1 protein-coding gene is annotated in these 1,629 nt (G+C 45.7%); it reads left to right on the top strand.

Features of this window, described 5'->3' with window-relative positions; all coding sequences use genetic code 11:
* Positions 1-125: 125 nt before the first annotated feature.
* The coding region (locus G1O98_RS38120) for an efflux RND transporter permease subunit (RefSeq protein WP_163939628.1) at positions 126-1,629 on the top strand (1,504 nt) is incomplete at its 3' end.

Genomic DNA, 1,629 nt, shown 5'->3' with positions numbered 1-1,629 from the left:
GGAATGGGGAATGGGAAATGGGGAATGGGAAATGGGGAATGGGGAATGGGAGAAATAACCAATGACTAATGACGAATGACAAATGACAAATGACCAATGACAAATTCAAAATCTAAAATTTTCTCATGTCCTTTAATATCTCAGCTTGGTCGATTAAAAAACCTGTTCCTACGATAGTTTTATTTTTAATTTTGACGGTTGTGGGTTGGTTCTCCTTTTTATCCTTGGGGATTGATACTAACCCAAATATTGATGTCCCAACAGTTTCGATCAAAGTCACCCAACCAGGTGCAGGCCCAGCCGAACTAGAATCCCAAGTGACGAAAAAAATTGAAGATGCCGTCGCGGGGTTGGGCAATATCGATTTTATGATTTCCACCGTCAGCGATGGGAATTCTAAAACGACAATCAATTTTGTTTTGGGTACAGATAGCGATCGCGCCACCAATGATGTCCGCAATGCGATCGCTCAAATTCGCCAAGATTTACCCCAAGAGATCAACGATCCAATTGTGGAACGTCTGGACTTTGCTGGCGGCCCGGTGATTACTTACGCAGTTAAATCAGATAAGCGTTCTGTAGAAGAATTAAGCAATATTGTCGATCAAACCATTAGCCGCGCCTTGTTGGGAGTCCGTGGTGTCGCCCAAATTCAACGTGTGGGTGGAGTTGACCGAGAAATTCGCATTAACCTGAATCCCAGCCGCTTACAATCTCTGGGTATCACCGCCACTCAGGTAAACGACCAAATCCGCGATTTAAACATTAACTTACCTGGCGGACGGGCCGAAGTCGGTGGTAGCGAACAAAGTATCCGCACATTAGGAAGTGCCGCCAGTGTGGATATTTTGAAAACCTACGAAATCCTCTTACCACAAGGGGGTTCGGTACCATTATCCAGTTTGGGAACTATAGAAGATAAATTTGGTGATGTGCGCCAAGCCGCCACCTTAAATAATCAACCTGTGGTAGCTTTCCAAGTGTTGCGTAGTACTGGCAGCGTTCTGGTGACAGTAGAACAAGGAGTGAAAGCAGCTGTCAAAGAACTGGAAAAAACACTTCCCGCAGATGTCAAACTAGATTTGATTTTTACTAGAGCCGATGTTGTTCGCCAATCATACCAAAGCACCATTGATGAATTAATTCAAGCTTCGGTGCTGGCTGTCATCGTTATTTTAGTATTTTTGCGGGACTGGCGAGCAACATTAATTACGGCTGTTGCCTTACCCTTGTCAATAATTCCCACCTTTGCAGTGCAGCAAGCCCTTGGTTACACCCTCAACAACATGACTTTGTTGGCATTAGCGCTGGCGGTGGGCAACTTGGTAGATGATGCCGTGGTGGAAATTGAAAACATGGAACGGCATATCGCTATGGGCAAATCAGCTTGGGATGCTGCTTTTGAATCTGCCGACGAAGTAGGATTAGCGGTAATCGCAAGTTCAGCAACCATTATTGCCGTGTTTATGCCCGTTGCTTTTATGGGTGGGATTCCGGGGCAATTTTTCCAACCATTTGGTGTTACCGTTGCCGTTTCCACAATCTTCTCAACTCTTGTCGCGCGGATGGTTACGCCGATGATGGGGGCGTATCTTTTGAAGGAAGAGGGGAGTGGGGAGTGGGGATTGG

Source organism: Nostoc sp. UIC 10630 (assembly GCF_010747425.1).
GTDB lineage: Bacteria > Cyanobacteriota > Cyanobacteriia > Cyanobacteriales > Nostocaceae > Nostoc.
This window is presented reverse-complemented; position numbering and strand designations above follow the sequence as displayed.